Here is a 5,658-nt window from a genome sequence, read left to right as displayed (position 1 = left end):
GATCACGGGGCCGAGGTTATTGATGCCAGCGACGTTAGCCTGACCAAAGTAATGCTGCAATGCAAAACCACTCAACCGTTGGTTCATATAGAAAACAGCAACAAAATCAGGATCGACAACCTTGCATCGGCGGCAAAGCCTGATCTGCTGTTGAGTATCAATGGTAAGTATATGGGTCAGGTGGATCTATCACACACAGATATCAGTTCGGCTGTTCAGGTAGCGGAATTTAAATATGGTGCGGATAAATCTGTGTTAACAACTACAAAATAAATGATGAAACATTTGCTTTTCAAATTGACCGTATTGGCATTGGTGATCTTTTCGACCCGTACACAGGCACAAAACTTTATGGAGATATGGCCGCATGGCCATATCCCAAACTCTAAAAACCTGCGGCTTACCGACAGCGTAGCTAATGAACGCATCTATAGGGTAATGCTGCCGGGGATGTATGCATTCTTTCCTGGAAAACAGGAAAACAAGGGTGCCGCGGTGGTTATTTGTCCGGGTGGCGGCTATGAGCGGCTCGCCTACGTGATCAGCGGATTGCAGCTGGCTAAATGGTTCAACACCATGGGCGTTTCGGCATTTGTGCTTAACTACCGCCTCCCTAATTCTCCCGACTTGAAGCAACGTGAGATCGGTCCGTTGATGGATGCACAGCGAGCCATTCGTTACATCAGGGCCAATGCAGCAAAATGGGGCATCGATCCTGGTAAGATCGGCATTATGGGTACATCGTCAGGCGGGCATCTTGCAGCTACCACAGCTACCCAAACAACCGACGTTAGTGCAATTAAGGACAGCCTTGACCATGTTTCATTCAGCCCTAACTTTGCTATTCTCATTTCGCCGGTGATCGACCTCAGTACTTCCTATGCACATGCAGGCAGCGTTAAAAATTTATTAGGGCCTAATCCTACTGAGGACCTGAAGAAGCATTTTTCGGCACAGCTTAATGTGAGCAGTACCACGCCCCCATGCTTTATTGCCGGTGCCGTTAATGATAAAGCAGTAAACCCAATGAACAGCCTGATGTTTTACCAGGCACTATTGCAAAACAACGTGCCGGTAAGCTTTCACGCATTTCCGCAAGGCGCGCATGCCATTGCGTTACGCAATAATCCCGGATCGACCGAGTTGTGGACCAAACTATGCGAAATGTGGCTGATCGAAATGAACATTATCCCCGAAAAACTGCCAAACAAATAACTATTACATCATCATGAAAAAAACGCGTCAAAGTAAGATCCATCGGTTTAGCCTGGCAGTTATCATACTGGGCGGCATAGCGTTAAGCTTTATCCCGCCTAAAAAAAAGCTAACCATTTTTTTGGCAGGCGATTCAACAATGGCTGATAAAAAGGTAAGTGCATATCCCGAAACAGGTTGGGGCATGAGTTTCAAATATTTTTTCGATTCAACTGTGGTCGTGGTCAACAAGGCCCAAAATGGCCGCAGCACCCGTACTTTCATCACAGACGGCCTTTGGAAACAGATCACCGATAATTTGGATGCAGAGGATTATGTGCTGATACAATTTGGTCATAATGATGAAGTGCCGACCAAAAAATCAGCTACTACCGAAACAGAATTTAGAAACAACCTGGTCCTTTATATTGATCAAACCCGGAGCAAGCAGGCAATACCTGTACTGATCACCCCGGTAACACGCCGCAGTTTTGACAGCACAGGCACCGTAACGGATACCCATGCCCGCTACGCCAGGATAGTACGCGATGTAGCCGTAGAAAAGCGTGTACAATTGATAGATCTTGACCAGGAAAGTATGGCGCTGGTACAAAGCTTTGGCCCTGAACAATCAAAATTTCTATATAATTACCTGCAATCCGGCGAAAATCCCAATTATCCTAAGGGGCAAAAAGACGATACACATTTCAATGAACTGGGTGCCCGCAAAATGGCAGAGATAGTATTGGCGGACCTACGCAGGCTATCACCAGAAATTAACAACCGCGTAACAGGCTCTGATCGGGGATTAACCAGGTAGCATCATGAAAAACAAAACCCTCCTACTCGGTTTAGCTTTAGGCCTGCTTGCATTTTCAAAAGTTTCGGCGCAATCTAAAGAATGGTTAACCACAACCCCGGATACCTCTTTTAACATTACCCGCGATTTTAAAAATAATGTAAAGAAATACCCTTTCATTAAGATCGTTCCCGACAGCCCTTCAAAAGCAGTAACTGAAACACGTAACCTGGTTTATGCCAAAGTGGGCAGCCGCGAACTGCATATTGATGCCTTTACGCCGTCGGCAGCCAAGAAAAAGCCTACGCCCGCAATCATTACTGTACACGGCGGTGGCTGGCGTTCGGGAAACCGTGCGCAGCATATTCCGTTGGCGCAGCATTTGGCAGCCCTGGGTTATGCCAGCTTTACGGTAGAATATCGCCTGTCTACCGAAGCGCTTTACCCGGCGGCGGTGAATGATATTAAATCGGCAATACAATGGCTGCGTGCTAACGCTAAAAGATTTAATATCAATACAAATAAGATTGCTGTTTTGGGCTTTTCGGCTGGCGGGCAGCTGGCAGCATTGGTAGGAATGACCTCGGGTTTAGATAAATTCGATGTGCTGGATTCAAATAAAGGCTATTCAAGTTCGGTACAGGCCGTCATTGATATTGATGGTACGCTCACATTTGTGGCACCCGATGCCTGGGAAACTCAAAATCAGCAAACAGTTGCGGCCTCAACAATGTGGTTAGGCTATAAACGTACCGAAAGCCTTGATACCTGGACAGAGGCCAGCCCGCTTACTTATGCTCAACGTAATAAACTCCCCTTCCTGTTCCTGAATAGCGCTGTTGACAGAATGCATGCCGGTCGTGACGTATTTAAAGACATGATGGATAAGAAAGGCGTATATGTACGGATTGATAGCTTTAAAGATACGCCGCACACTTTCTGTTTATATCAGCCCTGGTTTGATCCTATGGTAACCGACATTGACCAGTTTCTAACTAAAATATTTAAATAAACACTGATGATGAAAAGCTTTTTACGCCTGCAAATACTTGGTTTAATATTGTTAACGCCATGGGTAGTTCAATCGGTCAGCGCACAATCGGCCAGGCCCTATTCACAGCAAATGGCACACACCGTGATGACCATTTGGAAAGACAGCCTGCCCAGCGGTAACAAATGGACTTATGACCAGGGCGTTATATTAAAGGGATTTGAAAATATCTGGCATCAAACCGGCGATCAGCAATATTTCGATTTTATAAAACACTGTATGGATAAATTCGTGCAGACCGACGGCAGTATCCGTACCTATAACCTCGCCGACCATAACCTCGATTTTATTCTCTGCGGCCGCAATGTGCTGACGCTTTACCGGCAAACCCATGAGGATAAGTACCTGAAAGCAGTGCAAACATTGCGGGAACAATTGCGTACACAGCCCCGTACATTTGATGGAGGCTTCTGGCATAAAAAACGTTACCCTAACCAAATGTGGCTGGATGGCCTGTACATGGCCGAGCCGTTTTACGCCGAATATGCGGCCATTTTTCACGAGGATACAGCTTTCAATGATATTGCCCGGCAGTTCATATTAATGGAAAAGCATTCGCGCGATGAAAAAACAGGATTGCTGTACCATGCCTGGGACGCATCAAAGAAAGAACGTTGGGCCGACCCGCAAACCGGGCGTTCGCCAAACTTTTGGGGCCGGGCCATGGGCTGGTACGGGATGGCGCTGGTTGATGCGTTGGATCAATTTCCGGCCGATCATCCCCGGCGTAATGAACTGCTGGCCATTCTGCAGCGTTATGCCGCGGCGGTAGTGCGCTGGCAGGATAAACCTACAGGGCTTTGGTACGAAGTACTGGACAAAGGCACTGAAAAAGGTAATTACCAGGAAGCATCGGTATCATGTATGTTTGTGTATACGCTGGCTAAGGCCGTACGTCAAAAATATTTGCCGGCAACCTACATACCTGTAGTACAAAAAGGGTATGCAGGTATTATTAAAAAATTTATCCGCACCGATGACAAGGGCCTTTTGGCGTTGGATGGCACTGTTCAGGTAGGCGGCCTGGGTGGAAAGCCTTACCGTGATGGCAGCTACGCTTATTACCTGAGCGAGAAGGTGATTACCAATGATGCCAAAGGTGTTGGCGCTTTTATACTCGCCGCTACAGAAATTGAATGGTTGAAAGGGAAAAAATAACATCATATGAAAAAGATCATACTCGGCTTGTTACTGCTGGCGGCAATTGCTGTTTGCCAGGCGCAGCCTGTTACTAAGGTTTATAAAGAAATAACTGTGGCACAGGATGGCAGCGGCGACTTTAAATCCATACAGGAAGCGATAAACGCGGTTCGTGATCTGGGCGCCATACAGGTGCCTATCCACATCAAAAAAGGTATTTATCACGCAAAACTGGTAATCCCATCGTGGAAAACACATATCTCACTTATTGGTGAGGATAAGGAAAATACCATTATCACTAATGATGACTATTCGGGTAAACCCGTACCTGGCGGTAAAGATGCCTTTGGCAGGGATAAATTTTCAACGTACACCTCTTACACCGTGCTGGTTGCCGGCAATAATTTCATGGCAGAAAACCTCACCATTATCAATTCGGCTGGCCGGGTAGGGCAAGCAGTAGCACTGCATGTAGAAGGTGACCGCTGTATTGTGCGTAACTGTAAGCTGCTGGGTAACCAGGACACATTGTATACCGCTACGGCTACATCGCGTGAGCTATTTCAGGATTGTTATATTGAAGGCACTACAGATTTCCTGTTTGGCGAGGCTACTGTCGTATTCCAGCGCTGCGTTATTAAAAGCCTGGTGAACTCCTATATCACGGCAGCGGCCACTACTCATTTGCAAAAGTATGGTTATGTGCTGATGAACTGTAAGCTGATAGCCGATGAAACGGTAAACAAGGAGTACCTGGGCAGGCCCTGGAGATCATACGCCAAAACGGTATTGCTGAATACCGAAATGGGCGCACACATTATTCCCCAGGGCTGGGATCCGTGGAAAGGTGACAGCATGTTCCCGAACAAAGAAAAGACAGCCTATTATGCCGAATATAAAAGCACCGGACCAGGCGCTAACCCTAAAGCCCGCGTACAATGGGCACACCAGTTAACAGATCGGGAAGCAAAACAATATACAATTAAGAATATCCTTGGCGGCAGTGATAACTGGGACCCGGAAACTAAATAATTATGAAAAACACTATTTGTATACTGGCTTTTGCCGCCGCCGTACCTTTTGCAAACGCGCAGGTAAAACCTGTTGTAAAAAGTAACTATATATCTAAAGTATGGATTGCCGACCAGGGCAATGGCACCTATAAAAACCCGGTGCTGAATGCCGATTATTCTGATCCGGACGCGATACGTGTGGGCGATGACTTTTATCTTGTTTCATCCAGTTTTGAGGATATGCCGGGGTTGCCCATATTGCATTCAAAAGACCTGGTGAACTGGAGTATCATTGGCCACGCCCTGGTACGCCAGCCACCGTTTGATCATTTCGATATTCCCCGTCACGGTGATGGTGTTTGGGCACCCGCGTTACGTTATTATAAAGGTGAGTTTTACCTATATTACCCTGATCCCGATTACGGTATTTACCTTATAAAAGCCAAAAACGCGGCCGGGCC

Annotated in this window: 6 protein-coding genes and 1 pseudogene; all 7 read left to right on the top strand. The window is 46.6% G+C overall.

Annotation, left to right across the window (positions count from 1 at the left end; translation table 11 throughout):
* Positions 1 to 273 (top strand): annotated as a pseudogene (locus VF500_RS20430) (hypothetical protein); the annotation flags it as partial.
* Entirely contained in the window at positions 274 to 1,215 is a 942-nt protein-coding gene (locus VF500_RS20425) for an alpha/beta hydrolase (protein ID WP_330861452.1), read from the top strand.
* A 13-nt stretch (positions 1,216 to 1,228) separates the two neighbouring features.
* The gene (locus VF500_RS20420; RefSeq protein WP_330861451.1) at positions 1,229 to 2,014 is read left to right on the top strand and encodes a rhamnogalacturonan acetylesterase; all 786 of its coding nucleotides are present in this window, start codon (positions 1,229 to 1,231) and stop codon (positions 2,012 to 2,014) included.
* A gap of 4 nt (positions 2,015 to 2,018) precedes the next feature.
* Positions 2,019 to 3,005, top strand: coding sequence for an alpha/beta hydrolase (locus VF500_RS20415; RefSeq protein WP_330861450.1), 987 nt, complete (start codon positions 2,019 to 2,021; stop codon positions 3,003 to 3,005).
* Between the two features lie 6 nt (positions 3,006 to 3,011).
* Entirely contained in the window at positions 3,012 to 4,202 is a 1,191-nt protein-coding gene (locus VF500_RS20410) for a glycoside hydrolase family 88/105 protein (protein ID WP_330861449.1), read from the top strand.
* Positions 4,203 to 4,208: 6 nt separating this feature from the next.
* Positions 4,209 to 5,216, top strand: coding sequence for a pectinesterase family protein (locus tag VF500_RS20405; protein WP_330861448.1), 1,008 nt, complete (start codon positions 4,209 to 4,211; stop codon positions 5,214 to 5,216).
* A 2-nt stretch (positions 5,217 to 5,218) separates the two neighbouring features.
* Positions 5,219 to 5,658, top strand: a 440-nt coding sequence (locus VF500_RS20400; protein ID WP_330861447.1) for a family 43 glycosylhydrolase, incomplete at its 3' end; no start/stop codon positions are given.

Source organism: Mucilaginibacter sp. (assembly GCF_036383575.1).
Taxonomy (GTDB): domain Bacteria; phylum Bacteroidota; class Bacteroidia; order Sphingobacteriales; family Sphingobacteriaceae; genus Mucilaginibacter.
The sequence above is the reverse complement of the archived record's forward strand: the minus strand, read 5'-3'. Positions and strand labels throughout refer to the sequence as shown.